Here is a 21,265-nt window from a genome sequence, read left to right as displayed (position 1 = left end):
GAGGGTCTTCATGCAGTTGCTGCCTGTTCCGCCGGATGGCGGCTCCCCAACCAACAACAACTCGGCCCCCGGATGTACCAAGATAGGCCAAGCTAGAATGATTCTTCAAATTTCTAGGTAAGTATCTTTTACAGATAGTGTTTTATCAATAACTCAGCAATTTGCACAGCGTTCAGAGCAGCGCCTTTGCGCACATTATCAGACGCAATCCACAAATTGAGTTCGGACAATTCATCGAATCCAACTCGAACTCGTCCGACATAGATCACATCCTGGCCAACCGCATCACCGACCACGGTCGGATAATCGCCCTCTTCCACCAATTCAATGCTGTCGGCAGCTTCCAACGCGGCATTAACGGCAACCAGATCGACCGGCCCGGCACACTGCACCGAAACACTCAGACTGTCGCCAAAGAACACCGGCGCCAGCACGCAGGTGGCCGACACTTTAAGACTCGGCTGAGCCAGCACCAACTTGAGTTCTTCCACCAGGCGCTTTTCCACGCGGCTATATCCGCTGGCGTCCGGCTTACCGACCTGCGCCAGCACGTTAAAGGCCACCTGGCGATCGAAGAAGCGCGGTTCCAACGGCCGCACATTGAGCAACTCCGCGGTTTGCCGGGCCAGTTCCGACACGCCCTCACGACCGACGCTGGAAATTGCCAGACACGCCGTGGCAGTGACCCGCTCAATGCTCACCACATCTCGCAGCGGCGCCAGTGCCACGGCCAGGGCGATGGCGCACGGGCTCGGGCTGCTGATCTGGAACGGTGCTTTAAGGGTTGCCAGCACATCGGCATTGGCTTCGGGCACCAGCATGGGTGCCTGCTCGGTGGGCAGCGTGCCGGACAAATCGATCAGGTGGCAGCCTGCCGCCTGGGCACGCGATGCAAAGCTATGGGTCACGGCTTCGGCGGCGGCGAAGAACACGATCTGCACCTGACTGAAGTCAAACTGCTCCACTTCCCGCACGCGCACGTTCTTGCCGCGAAACGGCACCGAAGCGCCGGCTGACTCGATACTGGCCAGCAAATGCAGGGTACCAATCGGGAACTCGCGCTCTTCCAGCACTTGCACAAGGGTTTCGCCGACGGTGCCGGTGGCGCCAATGATGGCGATATCGAAAGTCTGGCTCATGCTGTTACCTCTGAAAAGCTGGGGGTGGAACGCGGGGAGCGGCACTGTACCCGCCCACGCATAAAAAAACAGCCTTGGAGTTCTGCCCCAAGGCTGTCTTTTATCCGCTACCGCACGCTATTAAAGAAGCGCGCGCCCCAATCAACGCTCCAGCAGAATCCGCAGCATGCGGCGCAGCGGCTCGGCGGCGCCCCACAGCAGTTGGTCGCCAACGGTGAAGGCACCCAGGTATTGCGAACCCATGTTCAGCTTGCGCAGACGACCAACCGGAACGGTCAGGGTGCCGGTAACGGCAGTCGGGGTCAGTTCCTTGATGCTCAGCTCGCGCTGGTTCGGCACCAGTTTCACCCACGGGTTGTGCTGGCTGATCAGGCCTTCAATATCGCTCAACGGCACGTCTTTGTTCAGCTTCAGGGTCAGCGCCTGGCTGTGGCAACGCATGGCGCCGATGCGCACGCAGATACCATCGACCGGAATCGGGCTCTTGAAGCGGCCGAGAATCTTGTTGGTCTCGGCCTGCCCTTTCCACTCTTCACGGCTCTGACCGTTCGGCAGTTCCTTGTCGATCCACGGGATCAGGCTGCCGGCCAGTGGCACGCCGAAGTTTTCGGTCGGGAACGCTTCGCTGCGCATGGCTTCAGCCACTTTGCGGTCGATGTCGAGAATGGCGCTGGCCGGGTTCGCCAGTTCATCCGCAACAGCGGCGTGGGTCGCGCCCATCTGCTTGATCAGCTCACGCATGTTCTGCGCGCCGGCGCCGGAGGCGGCCTGGTAGGTCATGGCGTTCATCCACTCCACCAGACCGGCTTCGAACAGGCCGCCCAAGGCCATCAGCATCAGGCTGACGGTGCAGTTGCCACCGATATAGTTTTTGGTGCCGGCGTCGAGTGCCTGGTCGATCACCTTGCGGTTGACCGGGTCGAGCACGATCACCGAGTTATCGTCCATGCGCAGCGACGAGGCGGCGTCGATCCAGTAGCCGTTCCAGCCCGCTTCGCGCAGCTTGGGGAATACTTCGCTGGTGTAGTCGCCGCCCTGGCAGGTCAGGATCACATCGAGGCTTTTGAGCTCGTCAATGCTGTAAGCGTCCTTGAGCGGAGCAATGTCCTTGCCCACGGCAGGGCCTTGGCCACCGACGTTGGATGTGGTGAAGAACACCGGCTCGATCAAATCGAAATCCTGCTCTTCGAGCATCCGCTGCATGAGTACGGAACCGACCATCCCGCGCCAACCGATCAGACCTACACGCTTCATCGCAACTACACCTTAAGAAAACATGAATACGAACCCCCGCTTTCGAGAGGGCCGCAGAGAGTAACCGACTTGTTGTCGCTCTTGCGACCCCTGAAAGCGGTTCGTGTTTATAGCGCCCGAAGTGCGCTTACCACTGCATCACCCATTTCACGGGTGCCGACTTTTTTGCAGCCTTCGGACCAGATATCACCGGTGCGCAAGCCCTGATCCAGCACCACGCCAACGGCTTTTTCGATGGCATCGGCCGCAGCCGCCTGGTTGAAGGTGTAACGCAGCAGCATGGACACCGACAGAATGGTCGCCAACGGGTTGGCAATGCCTTGGCCTGCGATATCCGGCGCCGAACCGTGGGACGGCTCGTACATGCCTTTGTTGTTGGCATCCAGCGAAGCGGACGGCAGCATGCCGATGGAACCGGTCAGCATGGAAGCCTGATCCGACAGAATGTCGCCGAACATGTTGTCGGTCACCAGCACGTCGAACTGCTTGGGCGCACGCACCAGTTGCATGGCCGCGTTATCGACGTACATATGGCTGAGCTCGACGTCCGGGTAATCCTTGGCCACTTCTTCAACCACTTCGCGCCACAGTTGACTGGACGCCAGCACGTTGGCTTTGTCCACCGAGCACAGCTTCTTGCCGCGCACACGGGCCATGTCGAAACCCACACGGGCGATACGGCTGATTTCGCTTTCGCTGTACGGCAGCGTGTCAAAGGCGAAACGCTCGCCGTTTTCCAGGGTTTTGCTGCCGCGCGGGGCGCCGAAGTAGATGCCGCCGGTCAGCTCACGCACGATCAGCACATCCAGGCCGGCAACAATTTCGCGCTTGAGCGACGAAGCATCAGCCAGTTGCGGATACAGAATGGCCGGTCGCAGGTTGGCGAACAGGCCCAAGGCCGAACGGATTTTTAGCAGGCCGCGCTCGGGGCGGATGTCACGCTCGATCTTGTCCCATTTCGGGCCGCCCACGGCGCCCAGCAAAATGGCGTCGGCCGCTTTGGCGCGCTCCAGGGTTTCGTCGGCCAGCGGCACGCCGTATTTGTCGATGGCGGCGCCGCCGATAACGTCTTCACTGAACTCGAAGCCCAGCTGGAACTTGTCGTTAGCCAGCTCCAGCACCTTGACCGCTTCGGCCATGATTTCCGGGCCGATGCCGTCACCGGGAAGAATCAGAATCTGCTTGCTCATAACGTCCTCAAATCAATCAATGGACGGGCCTGCGAGGCACGCCGTACAAAAAAACTCAATCCTTAACGCCCGTCGTCCCGGCGCAGGCCGGGACCCAGAATGTCATGACGAACAGTGTTGCCTGATCAAGTCTGGATCCCGGCCTACGCCGGGATGACGGTCGGAGGTAGAAAACCGCCGTTATTTTTTCTCAGCCCACAGCACCAGCACATCAGTGCTAAAGGTGCCGTCTTCACCAATCTCGAAATACTCGCGCACTTCCGCGCCCATGGCCTGCTGCAGTTCACGAATCGCCACTCGCAGGTTTTGCGGGGTGCGCATGCGCTCAACCCAGGAGCTGTATTCCAGCTGCAAGCGCTGGCGGCTGTAACTGCGAGTGTGCAGCCCGGCATCGCTGACAAACCGCAGCCATTCGCTGGCCGAGTAGTCGCGCACGTGACTGGTGTCGCGCAGCACTTCCACGGTCTGCAAATAGGTGTCCAGCAACGGGCTGCCCGGCGACATCACGTCGATAAACGCCGCCACCCCACCCGGCTTCAGCACCCGACGCACTTCGCGCAAAGCCTGGCCGACATCGCTCCAGTGGTGGGCCGAATAACGGCTGAACACGAAGCCGAACTCGCCATCGGCAAACGGCAGGCGCTCGGCGGCGCCGTGCTGGGTGCGGATATTGGCCAGGCCCCGGTCGGTGGCAGCGGCGCTGACCACATCGAGCATCTGCTGCGACAGGTCATACGCCACCACTTCACCCACCAATGGCGCAACGTGAAAGCTGACATGCCCGGCACCACAGCCCAGGTCGAGCACGCACGCTGTGTCATGACCCGCAAGCTCAGCCTGTAGCAGAGCAAATTCAGTACCTTGGGCGTGCACAGCACTGCTCAGGTAGGCGGCAGCCTGTTCACCGAATTGTTTCTGTACCACTTGGGCGTGGGCGTTGCTGGTCATGGTGACGTCCTTTTTTGCCGGTTGGGACTGCTCAGGGCTGTTCGCCAGCAAGCTGGCTCCTACAGGAATGTGGAAGTCGTAGGAGCCAACTTGATGGCGACGCTCTTAATCGCGGAACAACCACGGTTGTGAAGCTCGATGTTTTGCCTCGAAGGTGCTAATGGCGCCTGCGTCTTGCAGGGTCAAGCCGATATCGTCCAGACCGTTGAGCAGGCAGTGCTTGCGGAACGCATCGACGTCAAAGCCGATCACCTTGCCGTCGGCACGGGTGACGGTTTGTGCCGCCAGGTCCACGCTCAACTGGTAGCCGACATTGGCCTCGACCAGCTCAAACAATTCGTCAACTTCAGCTTCCGGCAAGATGATTGGCAGCAGGCCGTTCTTGAAGCTGTTATTGAAGAAAATGTCGGCGTAGCTCGGCGCGATGATGGCGCGAAAACCGTACTCTTCCAGGGCCCATGGCGCGTGCTCACGGCTGGAGCCGCAGCCGAAGTTCTCGCGGGCCAGCAACACGCTGGCGCCTTGGTAACGCGGGTGGTTAAGCACGAAGTCTTTGTTCACCGGACGCTTGGAGTTGTCCTGGTTGGGCTGCCCCACATCCAGGTAACGCCACTCGTCGAACAGGTTCGGGCCAAAGCCGGTGCGCTTGATCGACTTCAGAAATTGCTTGGGAATGATCTGGTCGGTGTCGACGTTGGCGCGGTCCAAAGGAGCGACCAGGCCGGTGTGCTGGGTAAACGCTTTCATGTGCTGGTCCTCAAGCCTGGGTCAATTCGCGAACATCGATAAAGCGGCCGGTCACCGCGGCAGCGGCAGCCATGGCCGGGCTTACCAGGTGAGTACGACCACCGGCGCCCTGACGGCCTTCGAAGTTGCGGTTGGAAGTGGAGGCGCAATGCTCGCCACTGCCGAGTTTGTCCGGGTTCATCGCCAGGCACATGGAGCAGCCTGGCTCGCGCCATTCAAAACCCGCTTCGAGGAAAATGGTGTGCAGGCCTTCTTTCTCGGCTTGCTCTTTCACCAGGCCAGAACCCGGCACAACCATGGCTTGTTTGATAGTCGAGGCCACTTTGCGGCCTTTGGCGACTACGGCAGCGGCGCGCAAGTCTTCGATGCGCGAGTTGGTGCACGAGCCGATAAATACGCGGTCGAGCTGGATATCGGTGATCGCCTGGTTGGCGGCCAAACCCATGTATTTCAGGGCGCGCTCGATGGAGTCTTTCTTCACCGGGTCGGCTTCTTTGCTGGGGTCCGGCACGTTGGCGTCGACCGGCAACACCATTTCCGGCGACGTGCCCCAGGTGACTTGCGGCTGGATTTGCGCGGCGTCCAGTTCGACGACGGTGTCGAACACGGCGTCGTCGTCGGAAACCAAGTCTTTCCAGGCTTCAACGGCAGCATCCCAATCGGCGCCCTTGGGTGCGAACGGACGACCTTGGATATACGCCACGGTTTTTTCGTCCGCCGCCACCAGGCCCACACGGGCGCCAGCCTCGATGGACATGTTGCAGATGGTCATACGACCTTCGATCGACAGGTCACGAATGGCGCTGCCGGCGAATTCCAGGGCATGGCCATTGCCGCCTGCGGTGCCGATCTTGCCGATCACAGCGAGCACGATATCTTTGGCCGTCACGCCAAACGGCAATTTGCCTTCGACGCGCACCTGCATGTTTTTCATTTTCTTGGCCACCAGGCACTGGGTCGCGAGCACATGCTCCACTTCCGAGGTGCCGATACCGTGGGCCAAGGCGCCGAACGCGCCGTGGGTGGAGGTGTGCGAGTCGCCGCAGACCACAGTCATGCCCGGCAAGGTAGCGCCCTGCTCCGGACCCACCACGTGCACGATGCCCTGGCGGATGTCGTTCATCCTGAATTCGAGAATGCCGAATTCGTCGCAGTTGTCGTCCAGGGTTTGCACCTGAATGCGCGACACTTCGTCGGCGATGGCGGCGATGCCGCCCTTGCGCTCGGTCAGCGTGGTCGGCACGTTGTGGTCCGGGGTGGCGATGTTGGCATCGATGCGCCACGGTTTGCGGCTGGCCAGACGCAGCCCTTCGAACGCTTGTGGCGAGGTCACTTCGTGGAGAATATGGCGGTCGATGTAAATCAGCGACGAACCATCGTCGCGGCGTTTAACCTCGTGCGCTTCCCAGAGTTTGTCGTAGAGCGTCTTGCCGGCCATCAGTTATTCCTCATCAGTATTTCTATGCTTTAGGCCTTGTTCCTCGGCACCTTCAGCCTGCCCGGAATAGCCCTTTCGCTTGTGGGGTGAATCGTAAGGACTTGCTTTAAATAACTCAAATTCATATTTTTCATACTTTGGATAACCAAGTGGAATCCCAGTATGGATCTGGCCAACCTCAATGCCTTTATCGCCATCGCCGAAACCGCCAGCTTTTCCGGCGCTGGTGAGCGTTTGCACCTGACTCAGCCGGCGATCAGCAAACGCATCGCCAGCCTCGAACAGCAATTGAACATGCGCCTGTTCGACCGCCTGGGCCGCGAGGTGAGCCTGACCGAAGCTGGGCGCGCCCTGCTGCCACGCGCCTACCAGATTCTCAATGTGCTGGATGATACGCGCCGCGCCCTCTCCAACCTCAATGGCGAGATCAGCGGACGCCTGACCCTGGCCACCAGTCACCACATCGGCCTGCACCGCCTGCCGCCGCTGCTGCGCGCCTTTACCCGCGCCTACCCGCAGGTGGCGCTGGATATTCAGTTTCTGGACTCTGAGGTGGCGTACGAAGAAATTCTCCATGGCCGCGCCGAGCTTGCGGTCATCACCCTGGCGCCGCAAACCCACGCGCCAGTGAAGGCCGTGGCCGTGTGGGACGACCCGCTGGATTTTGTTGCCGCACCGGAGCACCCGTTGGCCCGGCTGAAAAAAATCGACCTCAAGGCCATCGCCCAGCACCCGGCGGTATTTCCCGGTGAAAACACCTTTACCAACCGCATCGTCAGCAAGCTGTTCGCCGAGCAGAGCCTGACGCCCAATATCGGCATGAGCACCAACTACCTGGAAACCATCAAGATGATGGTCTCCATCGGCCTGGCCTGGAGCGTTCTGCCGCGCACCATGCTCGACGACCAGGTCGCACGTCTGCCTATTCCGGGCATTCAACTGCACCGGCAACTGGGCTATATCCTGCATACCGAACGAACTCTGTCGAACGCGGCCAAAGCCTTTATGGCCCTGCTGGATGCACAACGGCCCGCCCTGCCCCCCGAGGATCTTGCGTAAGCGCCCAGGCTGACGCTAACGTGCTACATATAACGATAAGAAGGGCTAGCCGATGACCCCACCGCGCGTTAACAACAACGTTCATAACAACGTTCACAACAGCCTGCCGCACTCCCCTATTGAATGGGCCCTTTATGCCCAAGCCATCTGATCACCTGCCGCCGCGCCCGCATATTCCGGTGTCCGACCCCGTGGAACGGGAGAACGCCTGGCAGGATGCGCCACGCCTTTTGGCCGCACTCAACGGCGCGCGTTTGGGCGCCTGGCACTGGGAGCTGGAAAGCGGGCGGGTGAACTGGTCGCGCGGGGCTCAGGCCATTTTCGGCCTGGACCCCAACCGCCCCGTGCGCGTGCCGGTCGACTACTTCTCGCTGATTCCCGAAGAAGAACGCGAAGCCGTGATGCAGCTGTTTCAGGAAGCCATCAGCGGCCTGCCCACCACCCGCGCCTTTCGACACCGCATTCGCTGGCCGGACGGCAGCCTGCACTGGGTCGAGATTTCCGGCAGCCTGCAGCGCGATACCAGCAACAAGCAAAGCATCATGGGGGTGATTCGCGACGTCACCGAACAGCAGGAACGCGAACACGCGCTGCGCGCCTCCGAACAACGCTTTGCCAGCCTGTTTCACTTGAGCCCCGATGTGATTCTGCTGGTGCGTTACGAAGACAATGTGCTGATCGCCGCCAACCAACATTTCGAAACCCTGTTCGGCTGGAGCCCGGCCGACTGTATCGGGCGCTCAGTCATCGACCTCAATCTGTGGGCCGACTCCAACAGTCGCGAGCAGTACCTGCTGGACCTGACCCAGACCGTGGAGCCGGTATTGCACGACGTGCAACTGCTGACCCGCACCGGCCAGTTGCTGGACGGCCGCCTGTCCAGTCAGTTGATCGAGCTGGAAGACCAGAACTACATCCTTAGTACCTTTCTCGATCTGAGCGAGCACAAGCGCCGTGAACATGCGCTGCGCGCCAGTGAAGAAAAATTCGCCAAGGCCTTTCGCAATACCCGCGACGTGGTGGTGATCACCGATTACCAAACCGGCGAACTAATCGAGACCAACCCAGGCTTCGAAGCGCAATTCGGTTGGAGCTCGGCCGAAGCACGGGGCCGCACCTCGATCGAACTGGGCTTGTGGAACAACATTGATGATCGCCGACGCATGCTGGATGAGCTCGAACAGCATGGCCGCATCGACCACATGGAAGTCATTCTGCGCAATCGCGCCGGGCAGAAAACCGTCAACCTGTTGTACGGCGGCAAGATTGAGCTCGACGGCCGCGAATGCCTGGTGCTGTCGATGCGCAACATCACCCAACAGCGCGAGCAGGAACAGGAATTGCGCGACAGCCGCGAGCGCCTGTCGCTGGCACTGGAGTCGGCTGAACTCGGCACCTGGGACTGGCACATCCCCAGCAATATGCTCTACGGCTCATCCCGCGCCTCGCAACTGCACGGTATGGCCGCAGAGCCCTACCACGGCAGCTTCGGCAACTTTTTTGGCAGCGTGCCGGAAGCCGAACAGAGCGCCATGCGCCAGGCGTATCGCGACGTGGTGGACGGCGAGCGCAAGGACTACCAGATCACCTACAGCTCGCAGTTTGCCAATGGCGAAGTGCACTACCTGGAAAGCACCGCCAAGCTTTACCGCGACGAAGATGGCCGCCCGTTGCGCATGGTCGGCATTCTGATGGACATCAGCGAACGCGTGCAGCGGGTGCAGCGCCTGGCGGCCTCGGAAGAAAAGTTCTCCACCCTGTTCCAGGCCAGCCCCGACCCTATTTGCGTATCGCGGGTGGACGACGGTGTGTTTATCGAGGTCAATCCGAGCTTCTGCCGCACTTTTGGCTGGGCCGCCGAAGACATCACCGGCAAGAGCGCCAAACAGATTCGCTTCTGGGCCAGCCAGGAAGTGCGCGAACGCCTGGGCGCGCAATTGCGCCGCGACAAAGAACTGAACAATGTCGAGGCCCATTACCTGAGCCAAAGCGGCGAGGAACTGACGTGCGTGGTGTCCAGCCGCTACATCACCGTGGACCACCAACGCTGCATCACCACCACCTTTCGCGATATCACCGAGCGCCAACAGGCGCAGGCCGCGCTCAAGGCCAGTGAAGAGAAATTTGCCAAGGCGTTTCACTCAAGCCCAGACGCCATCACCATTACCGAACGCGAGAGTGGCCGCTATATCGAGGTCAATGAAGGCTTCTACCGCCTGACCGGTTTCCGCCCTGAGGAAGTGATCGGCCGCACGCCAGAGGATATCGCCGTATGGGCCAAGCCCAGCGAGCGCGAGCGCATGATTGAGCTGCTTAAACGCGACGGCCGCGTGCACCACCAGGAAATGCTCGGCCGCCACCGCGACGGCACGCTGAAGCAGGTGGAAGTGTCGGTAGAACCCATTGACCTCAACGGCCAGGATTGCCTGCTGCTGACTGCCCGCGACATCGACGAGCTGAAAAAAGCCCATGCGCAGATTCAGCACCTGGCCTACCACGACCCGCTGACCAATCTGCCCAACCGCGCACTGCTGATGGACCGCCTGACTCAGCAGATTGCCCTGCTCACCCGCCATGACTTGCGCGGCGCCCTGCTGTTTCTGGACCTCGACCACTTCAAACACATCAACGACTCGCTCGGCCATCCGGTCGGCGACTCGGTACTGAAGATGGTGACCGCGCGCCTGGAAGCCAGCGTCCGCCAGGAAGACACCGTGGCACGCCTGGGCGGCGATGAATTTGTAGTGCTGCTGTCGGGCCTTGAAGGCAAGCGCTCGGAAGTGATGCGCCAGGTGCGGCAGATCGCCGACAAGCTGCGCAAGTTGCTGGCCGAGCCGATGCTGCTGGACAACCACCGTCTGCAAGTAACGCCGAGCATGGGCATTGCCCTGATTCCCGACCACGGCAATACGCCGGCCGACCTGCTCAAGCGCGCCGATATCGCACTGTACCGGGCCAAGGATTCCGGCCGCAACGCCATCCAGATGTTCCGCAAGAGCATGCAAGAGGCGGCCAGCGAGCGGCTGCGCCTGGAAAACGACCTGCGCCAGGCGCTGATCCGCGGCGAATTCGACCTGCATTTCCAACCGCAAGTGGATGCCCGCAGCGGCGCCATTATTGGTGCCGAAGCCCTGTTGCGCTGGCACCACCCGACGCTGGGACCGCAATCGCCCGCGCAATTTATTCACGTGCTCGAAGAAAGCGGGCTGATTCTGGAGGTCGGCGGCTGGGTGATGGCCGAAGCCTGCCACGCCTGCTCGCAACTGCTGGCCGACGGCCTGGTGCAACAGGACAACTTCAGCCTGTGCGTGAACATCAGCCCGCTGCAGTTCCGCCAGAACAACTTTGTGGAACGGGTTTCCACCAGCCTGCGTGACAGTGAATTGCCCCACTCCATGCTCAAGCTGGAAGTGACCGAAGGCATCGTGATTCAGAACATCGACGACACCATCGCCAAGATGCTGCGCCTGAAGAAAATCGGCGTGACCTTCGCCATGGACGACTTCGGCACCGGGTATTCGTCGCTGACGTACCTCAAGCGGTTGCCGGTGGATGTGCTGAAGATCGACCAATCCTTCGTACGCGACGCCACCAACGACCCCAACGACGCCGAGATCATTCGCGCCATTGTGGCGATGGCCCGCAGCCTGGGGCTGGAGATGATTGCCGAAGGGGTTGAGCAGCAGGATCAACTGGATTTTCTGCTCAAGGAAGGCTGCCACTTCTACCAGGGCTACCTGTACAGCCGCCCGGTGCCGCTAGCCGAATTCCGCGCGCTGCTTGCGCATGAGGCGCAGCGGCCGATGGTATAAAAAACCTCTGAAATGACAAGGGCGCCAATTGGCGCCCTTTTACATCACTGCCCCACTCCACCGTCATCCCAGCGCAGGCTGGGATCCAGGCTTTCGGCACGAACGACGTCACCGGAGAAATCTGGGTCCCAGCATGCGCTGGAACGACGGTGGTGGGTGAGGTTACTCCATCAGCTATCAACGCCGGGCGCGCACCGTTGATGGGAATGCGCATGGCCTTGGCTTCTTACGAAAAAGGGCGCCAATTGGAGCCCTTTTACATCAATGACCCATGCCACCGTCATCCCAGCGCAGGCTGGGATCCAGGCTTTCGGCACGAACGACGTCACCCGAGAGAATCTGGGTCCCAGCCTGCGCTGGGACGACGGGTGGTGGGTGAGGTTACTCCATCAGCTATCAACGCCGGGCGCGCACCGTAGAGGCAATGCGCATGGCCTTGGCTTCTTACGAAAAAGGGCGCCAATTGGCGCCCTTTTACATCACTGACCCATGCCACCGTCATCCCAGCGCAGGCTGGGATCCAGGCTTTCGGCACGAACGACGTCACCCGAGAGAATCTGGGTCCCAGCCTGCGCTGGGACGACGGTGGTGGGTGAGGTTACTCCATCAGCTATCAACGCTAGCCGCGCACCGTAGATGGGAATGCGCATGGCCTTGGCTTCTTACGAAAAAGGGCGCTAATTGGCGCCCTTTTACATCACTGACCCATGCCACCGTCATCCCAGCGCAGGCTGGGATCCAGGCTTTCGGCACGAACGACGTCACCCGAAAGAATCTGGGTCCCAGCCTGCGCTGGAACGACGGTGGTGGGTGAGGTTACTCCATCAGCTATCAACGCCGGGCGCGCACCGTAGAGGCAATGCGCATGGCCTTGGCTTCTTACGAAAAAGGGCGCCAATTGGCGCCCTTTTACATCACTGACCCACTCCACCGTCATCCCAGCGCAGGCTGGGATCCAGGCTTTCGGCACGAACGACGTCACCCGAGAAATCTGGGTCCCAGCCTGCGCTGGGACGACGGTGGTGGGTGAGGTTACTCCATCAGCTATTTAACGCCGGGCGCGCACCATTGATAGGAATGCGCTTGGCCTTGGCTTCTTCCGGCACAACGCGCACCAGGTCAATACTCAGCAGGCCATTGGCCAATTGCGCAGTCTTGACTTCAATATGGTCCGCCAGGCGGAACGACAACTTGAACGCACGCTGGGCAATGCCCTGGTGCAGGAAGGTGACGTCTTTGCCCGCGTCGGCACGCTTGCCACCGATTACGGTCAGTACGCCGCGCTCCACTTGCAGGTCCAGGTCTTCATCTTGAAAACCGGCTGCGGCCACGACGATGCGGTACTGGTCATCACCGTGTTTTTCCACGTTGTAGGGAGGGTAGGAGCTTGCCTGTTCATTGCGCTGGGCGGCTTCGAACAGATCGTTGAAACGATCGAAACCAACGGAGCTGCGGAACAAGGGGGCGAGGGAAAATGCAGTGCTCATGTGTCTCTCCTGAAAATCAGCAAAAGGTTGAATCCGGGACCCGACTTCGGCATCCCGTAACCCCTAGATAAGGACCGGCTGATTGTTTTCAAGAGCTTTTTTTAAAAAAAATTAGAAGCTCGAGGCTCAAGCCGCTCCTTCTGTAGGAGAGGCTTCAGCCTCGAGCCTTTGACCGTGAAACCGCACCTGCAGCAACGCATCAATCCGTTCGCAATCGCTTTCGCGGCGAACTTGATTGAACAATTCCATGGCCTGCGGGTAGTTGCGGGTGAGCTGGCCCAGCCACTGTTTGAGGCGGCCCGGCGCATAGCGGGGCGACAGTTTCCCGCGCGCCTGCAGCCAAAACGATTGCAACAGTGGCATTAGCTCGGCCCAGGTCATCGGCACGATTTCTTCGCCTGCGCGAGCCGCCGCAATCTGCCGCGCCAGGTCCGGCAAGGCCACCAGGCCGCGGCCGAGCATAATGTCGTCGGCGCCGCTGATTTCCCTGCAGCGGCGCCAGTCATCCACGCTCCATATTTCGCCATTGGCGTACACCGGCACCTTTACCACGTCCTGAATGCGCGCCACCCACTCCCAATGCGCCGGCGGCTTGTAGCCTTCGCGCTTAGTGCGCGCATGCACCACGATCTGCGCGGCGCCGCCGTCGGCCAGGGCGCGTGCGCAGTCCATCGCGTAATCCGGCACTTCGTAGCCCAGACGCATCTTTGCCGTGACGGGAATAGCGGCAGGCACGCTGCGGCGCACTTCGCTAACGATGGCGTGCAGCAGCTCCGGCTCCTTGAGCAGAATGGCGCCACCACGGGACTTGTTCACGGTTTTGGCCGGGCAGCCAAAGTTCAGATCCAGCACCGGCGCGCCCAACTCGCAGGCCAGCGCGGCATTGTCGCCCAGGCACACCGGGTCGGAGCCCAGCAGTTGCACGCGCATGGGCACCCCGGCGCGGGTTTTCGAGCCATCGCTCAGCTCGGGAGCCATTTTGTGGAAATGGCTGGCCGGCAACAGGCGCTCGCTGACGCGGATAAATTCGGTGACGCACCAATCAATGCCACCCACTTGGGTGAGCACGTCGCGGAGGATTTCGTCGACCAAGCCTTCCATGGGCGCCAGGGCGATTTGCATAACGACAATCTCTTCAGAGCAGGCGAAAAAGGCGCCTAGTGTAGGGATCTGCGCCAGGCAAGGCGACGATTCAATCTGAATTCCGGCGGGCAGCTCGCGGTCACAACCCATAGAACCCGATGAAAGGACACTCCTATGCGCCCCCTCCTCTTTCTGCTGGCCCTGACCGGCCTGTTTTACCTGGGCCCGGCCAACGCCGAATCGCTGGTACCGCCGCCGGACGTACCGCTGACCACCGCTCCGGACAGCGAAGCCATGGCCAGGCTGGTGGTTAGCCGCGACAACATGGCGCCCAATGCCTGCGCCGTGGACTTGTATGTGCAGAACCAACTGGTGGCGCAGTTGGCGCCCAAGCAATCCATTGCCGTGGATGTGCCGGCAGGCGAAGTGTCGATCAGCGTGTCGCGGGGCGGCTCAGGGCAATGCGTAAGCGATATGCCGGCCAGCGCGCAGTCGGCGGTGTTCACGCCAGGGGAAACGCGCGAGTTCAAGATTGTGGTGGACGACACCGGGGCATTTCTGTCACCTGCCGATACCCAGGCACCCTAAACGCCGCACTTAGCGATTGATGACCGCCGGGCCGTACCCTTCAAGAAACTCCTGCGGCATGCGCTTGGGCTTGCCAGTGCTGAGCTCGATGCACACGAAGGTGGTCTTGGCACGCAGCAAAGTGACGCCATCGGCCGGGCGAATCAGTTGGAAATGCCGGCTCATGCGCAGCTTCTGGTCCGACTCGATAATCCAGGTGGCCACCTGCAACTCATCGCCTTCATAGGCGCTGGCCAGGTAATCGACCTCGTGGCGCACAACGGCCATGGCGCGGTCCAGGCGACGGTATTCACTGAGATCCAGCCCCAGGCTCTGCGAATGACGCCAGGCGCACCGCTCAAGCCAACTGACGTACACGGCATTGTTGGCGTGACCGAGCCCATCGATATCGTCGGCAGCGACCGCAAGATCAATCACAAATGGCGTTGGCAAATCCCAATTCATACGACTCTCCATGGCGGCGAGGCGGCAGTTTAGCAACGCGGGCGGGGGATGGGCGACGGGATAAGGATCGTGAATGGCGATTGCAACCGCGCTTCACTCCTGTAGGAGCCAGCTTGCTGGCGAAGCTCCTCGTTTGCAGGGTTCGCCAGCAAGCTGGCTCCTACAAAATCAAGCCCAGAAAAACAAAAGGGTTGCTCATGAGAGCAACCCTTCAAAAGTCCGCAAAGCGGATAAATTGGCGTCCCCTAGGGGACTCGAACCCCTGTTACCGCCGTGAAAGGGCGGTGTCCTAGGCCACTAGACGAAGGGGACAAAACCTTCAAAAACAAGGCCAGCATTAAGCTGGCCCGTGGCACTCGTAAAGCGTAGTGCAAAATTGGTGGAGATAAACGGGATCGAACCGTTGACCTCTTGCATGCCATGCAAGCGCTCTCCCAGCTGAGCTATACCCCCAGATTTATCGCCTCGCGGCTCACAGCGCCTTGCGGTGCTGCATTTTAAATCGTGGCGTCCCCTAGGGGACTCGAACCCCTGTTACCGCCGTGAAAGGGCGGTGTCCTAGGCCACTAGACGAAGGGGACGCAAAACCCTTCTAACAACTCAACCCGTTCAGTGAACCGGTTGTGGCAAGCCTTTCGGCTTTAGAGATTGGTGGAGCTAAACGGGATCGAACCGTTGACCTCTTGCATGCCATGCAAGCGCTCTCCCAGCTGAGCTATAGCCCCATCTCGAGGACGGGGCGCATGTTAAGCGTGGCCCTGGGGGCTGTCAACATTATTTTTCACTGAATCGTATTTTTTATGCTGGCAGAACAACTACTTACCCTGCCCCGCCAGCATTTTCAGCGGCTGGAACGGCTATCAGGCGATGCTCGCCAACACCTTTTCCCACTCCTTGGTTTCTTTCTTCGACACCCCACCGAGCAGCTCGATGGCTTGGCGCAGACGGAAGCGCGTGAGGTCCGGGCCAAGAATTTCCATGGCGTCCAGCACCGACACCGAGCTGGCCTGGCCGGTGATAGCCACGAACATCAGCGGCATCGCATCACGCAGTTTCAGCTCCAGGTGCTCAACCACCGCCTGAATGCAGCCGGTGATCTTGTCTTTTTCCCACTGACGCAGCGCTTCGAGTTTCCACAGGATCAACTGCATCACCTGGCGCACTTGCTCAGGCGAGAGTTTCTTGTGCTCGAACAACGCCGCATCCAGCGGCAGCGCGCCGGCAAAGAAGAAGTTGGCCAACGGCGCAACCTGGCTCAGGGTTTCCACCCGGCCCTGCACGTGCGGAGCGATTTGCATCAGGTACTCGGGGTTCAGCGCCCACTTCTGCACCTGTGCAGCGAAGTCTTCGACGCTCAGTTCGCGAATCCACTGGCCGTTGAGCCAGGAGAGTTTTTCCAGGTCGAAAATCGGCCCGCCCAGCGACACGCGCTGAATGTCGAAGTGCTCAACCATCTCGTCCAGGGTAAATTTCTCGCGCTCGTCCGGCATCGACCAGCCCATGCGGCCCAGGTAGTTGAGCATCGCTTGCGGCAGATAACCCATGCGCTCATAGAAGGTGATGGAAGTCGGGTTCTTGCGTTTGGACAGCTTGCTCTTGTCCGGGTTACGCAGCAGCGGCATGTAGCACAGCTGCGGCTGCTCCCAGCCGAAGTATTCATACAGCTTGATCAGCTTGGGCGCCGATGGCAGCCACTCTTCGCCGCGCAGCACGTGGGTGATGCCCATCAGGTGATCGTCGACCACATTGGCGAGAAAATAGGTAGGCAAGCCGTCGGTTTTCATCAGCACTTGCATGTCCATACGGTCCCACGGAATTTCCACGGTGCCGCGCAGCATGTCCGGCACTTCGCACACGCCTTCGGTCGGCATCTTCATGCGGGTAACGTGCGGCTCGCCGGCAGCGATGCGCTGGGCCACTTCGGTGGCCGGCAGGTTCATGCACAGACCGTCGTAGCGTGGGGTTTCTTTCTTTTCGGTCTGCTCGGCGCGCAGCTTGTCCAGGCGCTCGGCGGTGCAGAAGCAGTGGAAGGCGTGGCCTTTTTCCACCAGTTCGGCGTTGTATTTCTGGTAGATCGGGCCGCGCTCGCTTTGCCGGTAAGGGCCGTGCGGGCCGCCGACGTCCGGGCCTTCGCTCCATTCGATACCCAGCCAGCGCAGGGCGTCGTAGATCTGCTGTTCCGACTCGCGGGTGGAGCGCAGCTGGTCGGTGTCTTCAATACGCAGAATGAACTCACCACCGTGCTGACGGGCAAAGCACAGGTTGAACAGGGCGATATACGCCGTGCCAACGTGGGGGTCGCCGGTGGGCGATGGTGCGATACGGGTGCGTACTTTAGTCATGGACAGTCTCGAATCAGCAGATCAATTAGTAAGGCACTTCGCCGCCGGCAGAGCAGCCCGCGGGCGAAGATTCAGAAAGTGGGCGGCAATGTTACCAGTCGCACCACGGAAGGCTCCAGCAAACCGCCCTCCTCCAGGCGCAGGCTGCGCATCAGAAAGTCCAGAAACGCCTTGACCTTCATCGCCTGAAAGCGCCGCGACGGGTACACCGCGTACACCTCACCTATGGGCAGCCGCACATCAGGCAGCAACTCCACCAACTGCCCGCGGACCACCTGGTCTTCGCTGAGCATCAAGGGCAACGCCGCGATGCCAGCGCCGGACAGCGCCGCCTCACGGGCAAACGTCAGGTTATTGCACGACAGCACGCGCTGGCAGGGAATATTTTCCCCCAGCAGCGGCCAATAACGGATGGAATCTTGCGGCAGCAAAATGGCGCGGTGGTCGGCCAGATCGCCAACCACCCGCGGCGTGCCGTTGGCAGCCAGGTAAACGGGACTTGCGCACAGACGTCGGCCGCTGGAAAACAGCTTGCGGGCGATAAGCGTGGAGTCCTGCGGCTGGCCGATCAGAATGGCGATATCCACGCCCTCTTCCAAAGGGTCCACGTGCCGCGAGGTAATTTCCACCTCGGCGGTAATCTGCGGGTACTGCAACATAAACGCGCCGAGTACGCGGCCGAGGAACAACTGACCAAACTCGATAGGCGCGGTAATGCGCAGCAAACCGGACGGCTCCTGCTGCAACTGCATCACCGCCTGCTCGGCTTCGGCGAAGTCGAGCATGATTTGCCGGCATCTTTCGTAGTACGCCTGCCCGACTTCAGTAAGGCGCAATTTTCGCGTGGTGCGGTTCAATAACCTCACGCCCAGACGCTCTTCCAGCAAGGCAATACGCCGGCTGACAGTCGACTTCTGCATCGCCAGCGCCTGCGCCGCCTGGGTAAAACTGTGGCACTCCACGACGCGGGTAAAGATCAGCGCATCATCCAGCCCCATTATTGTTCCCCATAAGCAACAAAGTTTCTGAATTGTATCGGCTATATAGCCGCATGGAACACTGTTAGATTCACTTACACTTTTGCCCGCCCTTCGAGCACCACAATGCCTGCCAAATTGCAACGTCGCCTTTTCCTGTTTATCGCCATCATCGTCCTAATAGCCGGTGGCTTCTTTGCGCAGTGGTTTTTCGTCGGTCGCTTCGTTGAAACCACCGACAACGCCTACGTCCAGGGCGAAATCACCCGCGTTTCCAGCCAACTGAGCGCACGCATCGACCAGGTTCTGGTGCACGACAACCAGCACGTGGAAAAAGGCGAGCTGTTGGTGGTGCTGGATGCCGAAGACTTCCGCATTGCCGTTGAGCGTGCCGAAGCCGCCCTGGCCACCCGCGAAGCCGAACTTGCGCAGTCGCAAAGCAAACTGACTCAGCAAGACAGCATGATTGCCGCCAGCGCCGCCGACGTAAGCTCCTCGGAAGCTAACCTGGGCCGCGTGCAGATGGACCTCTCCCGCGCACAAACCCTGCGCAAACCGGGTTACGTGTCGGAAGAACGCGTTACCACCCTGGCCGCTGACAACCGCGTCGCCCGCTCGCAAGTGAGCAAAGCCCAGGCCGACCTCCAGGCCCAGCGCCAGCAGGTGAACTCGCTGCAAGCCGATATCAAGCGCCTGCAAGCGCAGATCAAGAACGCCCGCACCGACCTCGAACAAGCCAAGCTCAACCTCAGCCGCACCGAAATCCATGCGCCCATCAGCGGCATGATCGGCCAGCGCGCCGCGCGCAATGGCCAGTACATCCAGGCCGGCGCCTACCTGATGTCGCTGGTGCCCGATGAAGACATCTGGGTGCAGGCCAATTTCAAGGAAACCCAGATCGGCGAGATGCAGCCCGGGCAGAAAGCCGAGCTGGAATTCGACGCCTACCCCGGCAAAGCCATCGAAGGCACCGTGCAAAGTCTGTTCGCCGCCTCGGGCGCGCAGTTCAGCCTGCTGCCGCCAGACAACGCCACCGGCAACTTCACCAAGGTGGTGCAGCGCATCCCGGTGAAACTGACCTTCGCCGCCGACAACCCGCTCAAGGGCAAAATTCGCCCAGGCATGTCGGTCACCGTGAAAGTCACCATCAAGGCGGACAACAGTGGTAGCTGATGCCCTGGTTCGCCCCGACGGCGAACCCTCACGGCGCGACTGGATTGCGGTAATGAGCGCCATGCTCGGCGCTTTTATGGCCGTGCTGGATATCCAGATCACCAATTCCTCGCTCAAGGACATCCAGGGCGCGCTGTCGGCCACCCTGGAAGAAGGCTCGTGGATTTCCACCTCCTACCTGGTGGCGGAAATCATCATGATTCCGCTCACCGCCTGGCTGGTGCAGTTGCTCTCGGCGCGGCGTCTGTCGGTGTATGTCTCCATTGGCTTTCTGATTTCTTCCCTGCTGTGCTCCATGGCCTGGAACCTCGAAAGCATGATCGTATTCCGCGCCATGCAGGGCTTTACCGGCGGGGCGCTGATTCCGCTGGCCTTTACCCTGGTGCTGATCAAGCTGCCGGAAAGCAAGCGCGCCATCGGTATGGCCATGTTCGCCATGACCGCCACCTTCGCGCCCTCCATCGGCCCAACCCTGGGCGGCTGGCTGACGGAGAACTGGGGCTGGGAATACATCTTCTATATCAACGTGCCGCCGGGCCTGCTGATGATTGCCGGCCTGCTCTATGGCCTGGAGAAAAAGGCGCCGCACTGGGAACTGCTGAAGAGCACCGACTACGCCGGCATCCTCACCCTGGGCATTGGCCTGGGCTGCCTGCAGGTCTTCCTTGAAGAAGGCCACCGCAAGGATTGGCTCGAGTCGGCGTTTATCGTCACCCTGGGCAGCATCGCCCTGATCAGCCTGATCAGCTTTGTGATCGTGCAGATGTCCAAACCCAACCCGCTGATCAACCTGCGCATTCTCGGCAACCGCAACTTCGGCCTGTCGAGCATCTCCAGCCTGGGCATGGGCGTGGGGTTGTATGGCTCGATCTATCTGCTGCCGCTGTATCTGGCGCAGATCCAGGGCTACAACTCGATGCAGATTGGCCAGGTGATCATGTGGATGGGGATTCCCCAGCTGTTTCTGATCCCGTTCGTGCCCAAGTTGATGAAGTTTATTTCGCCGAAATGGCTGTGCGCGCTGGGCTTCGGTTTGTTCGGCCTGGGCAGTTTTCTGTCGGGTGTGCTCAACCTGGATTTCGCCGGCCCGCAGTTCAACCATATCCAGTTGCTGCGCGCCTTTGGCCAACCGCTGATCATGGTGACCATCTCGCTGATCGCCACCGTGTATATCAGCGCTCAGGACGCCGGCTCAGCCTCCAGCCTGTTCAATATCCTGCGTAACCTCGGTGGCGCCATCGGCATCGCCCTGCTCGCCACGCTGCTCGATGCGCGCACCAAGATCTACTTCGACTACCTGCGCGAGGCCATTGTGCCGAGCAACCCGCAAGTGGCCGAGCGCCTGAACAGCCTGACGCAAACCCTGGGCAACGAAACCGCGGCGCTGGCCAAGCTCAGCGAGATCACGCACCAGCAGGCCATGATCATGGCCTACAATGACGCCTTCCACTTTGTCGGCCTGGCCCTGGCCATCAGCATGATCGCCGTGCTGCTGACCAAAGCTCTGCCCGCCGGTGCCACAGGCGGCGCCGCTCACTAACTTCCATTTATCACGACGCGCCGGCACCCAGCCGGCGTGCGCAT

At 60.5% G+C, this 21,265-nt stretch carries 16 protein-coding genes and 4 tRNA genes; 5 read left to right on the top strand and 15 right to left on the bottom strand.

Translation table 11 applies throughout. The features are described from left to right. Positions 1-128 precede the first annotated feature (128 nt). From PKE98_RS07420 to leuC, 6 genes are all read right to left on the bottom strand, one after another. The gene (locus PKE98_RS07420) at positions 129-1,139 is read right to left on the bottom strand and encodes an aspartate-semialdehyde dehydrogenase (protein WP_271194630.1); all 1,011 of its coding nucleotides are present in this window, start codon (positions 1,137-1,139) and stop codon (positions 129-131) included. A gap of 141 nt (positions 1,140-1,280) precedes the next feature. Next, positions 1,281-2,393, bottom strand: coding sequence for an aspartate-semialdehyde dehydrogenase (asd, locus tag PKE98_RS07415; protein ID WP_271194629.1), 1,113 nt, complete (start codon positions 2,391-2,393; stop codon positions 1,281-1,283). Between the two features lie 107 nt (positions 2,394-2,500). Continuing rightward, a complete protein-coding gene (leuB, locus tag PKE98_RS07410) occupies positions 2,501-3,583 on the bottom strand; it encodes a 3-isopropylmalate dehydrogenase (RefSeq protein WP_271194628.1) in 1,083 nt (360 codons plus the stop codon). Positions 3,584-3,763: 180 nt separating this feature from the next. Then, the gene (locus PKE98_RS07405) at positions 3,764-4,531 is read right to left on the bottom strand and encodes a class I SAM-dependent methyltransferase (protein WP_271194627.1); all 768 of its coding nucleotides are present in this window, start codon (positions 4,529-4,531) and stop codon (positions 3,764-3,766) included. A gap of 105 nt (positions 4,532-4,636) precedes the next feature. Continuing rightward, positions 4,637-5,278, bottom strand: coding sequence for a 3-isopropylmalate dehydratase small subunit (gene leuD / locus PKE98_RS07400; RefSeq protein WP_271194626.1), 642 nt, complete (start codon positions 5,276-5,278; stop codon positions 4,637-4,639). Positions 5,279-5,288: 10 nt separating this feature from the next. Next, entirely contained in the window at positions 5,289-6,716 is a 1,428-nt protein-coding gene (gene leuC, locus PKE98_RS07395; protein ID WP_271194625.1) for a 3-isopropylmalate dehydratase large subunit, read from the bottom strand. A 162-nt stretch (positions 6,717-6,878) separates the two neighbouring features. On the opposite strand from leuC, the gene PKE98_RS07390 reads away from it, so the two are divergent. Both PKE98_RS07390 and PKE98_RS07385 read left to right on the top strand, forming a co-directional pair. Continuing rightward, positions 6,879-7,775: a LysR family transcriptional regulator gene (locus PKE98_RS07390; RefSeq protein WP_271194624.1), complete on the top strand. Its 897-nt coding sequence runs from the start codon at positions 6,879-6,881 to the stop codon at positions 7,773-7,775. Positions 7,776-7,909: 134 nt separating this feature from the next. Next, positions 7,910-11,587, top strand: coding sequence for a sensor domain-containing protein (locus PKE98_RS07385; RefSeq protein WP_271194623.1), 3,678 nt, complete (start codon positions 7,910-7,912; stop codon positions 11,585-11,587). A 1,040-nt stretch (positions 11,588-12,627) separates the two neighbouring features. Here the strand turns inward: PKE98_RS07385 and PKE98_RS07380 are convergent. After that, the gene (locus tag PKE98_RS07380; protein ID WP_271194622.1) at positions 12,628-13,074 is read right to left on the bottom strand and encodes an Hsp20 family protein; all 447 of its coding nucleotides are present in this window, start codon (positions 13,072-13,074) and stop codon (positions 12,628-12,630) included. A 126-nt stretch (positions 13,075-13,200) separates the two neighbouring features. Continuing rightward, positions 13,201-14,196, bottom strand: a complete 996-nt coding sequence (locus tag PKE98_RS07375) for a tRNA dihydrouridine synthase (RefSeq protein WP_271194621.1) — start codon at positions 14,194-14,196, stop codon at positions 13,201-13,203. A gap of 135 nt (positions 14,197-14,331) precedes the next feature. Between PKE98_RS07375 and PKE98_RS07370 the strand changes: the two genes are divergently transcribed. After that, the gene (locus PKE98_RS07370; protein WP_271194620.1) at positions 14,332-14,745 is read left to right on the top strand and encodes a hypothetical protein; all 414 of its coding nucleotides are present in this window, start codon (positions 14,332-14,334) and stop codon (positions 14,743-14,745) included. Between the two features lie 9 nt (positions 14,746-14,754). Here PKE98_RS07370 and PKE98_RS07365 read toward each other — a convergent pair whose 3' ends face one another. The 7 genes from PKE98_RS07365 to PKE98_RS07335 form a co-directional block, all read right to left on the bottom strand. Continuing rightward, positions 14,755-15,189: an acyl-CoA thioesterase gene (locus PKE98_RS07365; protein ID WP_271194619.1), complete on the bottom strand. Its 435-nt coding sequence runs from the start codon at positions 15,187-15,189 to the stop codon at positions 14,755-14,757. Positions 15,190-15,425: 236 nt separating this feature from the next. Continuing rightward, positions 15,426-15,501, bottom strand: a tRNA-Glu gene (locus PKE98_RS07360). 65 nt (positions 15,502-15,566) lie between these two features. Next, a tRNA-Ala gene (locus PKE98_RS07355) sits at positions 15,567-15,642 on the bottom strand. Positions 15,643-15,694: 52 nt separating this feature from the next. After that, a tRNA-Glu gene (locus PKE98_RS07350) sits at positions 15,695-15,770 on the bottom strand. 68 nt (positions 15,771-15,838) lie between these two features. Beyond that, positions 15,839-15,914 (bottom strand) — tRNA-Ala (locus tag PKE98_RS07345). A gap of 135 nt (positions 15,915-16,049) precedes the next feature. Further along, positions 16,050-17,531: a glutamate--tRNA ligase gene (gene gltX, locus PKE98_RS07340; protein ID WP_271194618.1), complete on the bottom strand. Its 1,482-nt coding sequence runs from the start codon at positions 17,529-17,531 to the stop codon at positions 16,050-16,052. Positions 17,532-17,602: 71 nt separating this feature from the next. Continuing rightward, a complete protein-coding gene (locus tag PKE98_RS07335; RefSeq protein WP_271194617.1) occupies positions 17,603-18,529 on the bottom strand; it encodes a LysR family transcriptional regulator in 927 nt (308 codons plus the stop codon). Positions 18,530-18,634: 105 nt separating this feature from the next. On the opposite strand from PKE98_RS07335, the gene PKE98_RS07330 reads away from it, so the two are divergent. Further along, on the top strand, positions 18,635-19,681 hold the full coding sequence (locus PKE98_RS07330) for an HlyD family secretion protein (protein WP_271194616.1): 1,047 nt from the start codon (positions 18,635-18,637) through the stop codon (positions 19,679-19,681). Next, positions 19,671-21,221 (top strand): MDR family MFS transporter, encoded by a 1,551-nt coding sequence (locus tag PKE98_RS07325; protein WP_507763564.1) that lies wholly within the window; start codon positions 19,671-19,673, stop codon positions 21,219-21,221. Before PKE98_RS07330 ends, PKE98_RS07325 begins: the two co-directional genes overlap by 11 nt. The last annotated feature ends 44 nt before the right edge of the window (positions 21,222-21,265 follow it).

Origin of the sequence: Pseudomonas turukhanskensis, from assembly GCF_027922365.1 — a bacterium.
Classification (GTDB): Bacteria; Pseudomonadota; Gammaproteobacteria; order Pseudomonadales; family Pseudomonadaceae; genus Aquipseudomonas; species Aquipseudomonas turukhanskensis.
This window is presented reverse-complemented; position numbering and strand designations above follow the sequence as displayed.